Consider the following 573-nt stretch of genomic DNA (forward strand, 5'->3'; position numbering starts at 1 on the left):
CGAGGATATTGACCTGCCGTCGATGAGCATTCGTGTTCTTGGCAAGGGACGGCGGGAACGGACGCTCCCCTTGTGGAAGACGACAGCCGCAGCACTGCGCGCCTGGCTCGCCGTTCGCGGACAGGTCGCAGCGCCCGAGGTGTTCGTCAACGCCCGGGGAGAGCCGCTGAGCCGATGGGGCTTCGCCTATCTGCTCAAGCAGCATGCCGCCGCTGCCGCTCGACAGCACCCCGGCCTGAGCAAGAAGCGCATCTCGCCGCATGTGCTCAGGCACACCTGCGCGATGATCATCCTGCAGGCAACACAGGATATCCGGAAGGTGTCGCTGTGGTTGGGCCATGCCACCCTGACGACCACCGAGGTCTACACGCGTGGCGATCCGACGGAAAAGCTCGATGCCATGGAGGCGATCGTTCCGCCGCATCTGCGACGCGGCGCGTTCCAGCCTTCAGACAAGCTGATCGCGCTCCTCAAGCGCGCGTCGTAATGGTGAGTTGGATTGGCGGCGACTGACGCGAGAGGGCAATCAAATCGCCGCCGACTCCCCATTACTGGATCTGCCCATAAGGCAGG

Annotated in this window: 1 protein-coding gene; it reads left to right on the plus strand. The window is 64.0% G+C overall.

Translation table 11 applies throughout. The features are described from left to right. Nucleotides 1–487, plus strand: a 487-nt coding sequence (locus GTW51_RS23415) for a tyrosine-type recombinase/integrase (RefSeq protein WP_163046418.1), incomplete at its 5' end; no start/stop codon positions are given. Between the last annotated feature and the right edge of the window lie 86 nt (nt 488–573).

The sequence above is a fragment of the Aurantimonas aggregata genome (genome assembly GCF_010500835.1).
GTDB classification, from domain to species: domain Bacteria; phylum Pseudomonadota; class Alphaproteobacteria; order Rhizobiales; family Rhizobiaceae; genus Aurantimonas; species Aurantimonas aggregata.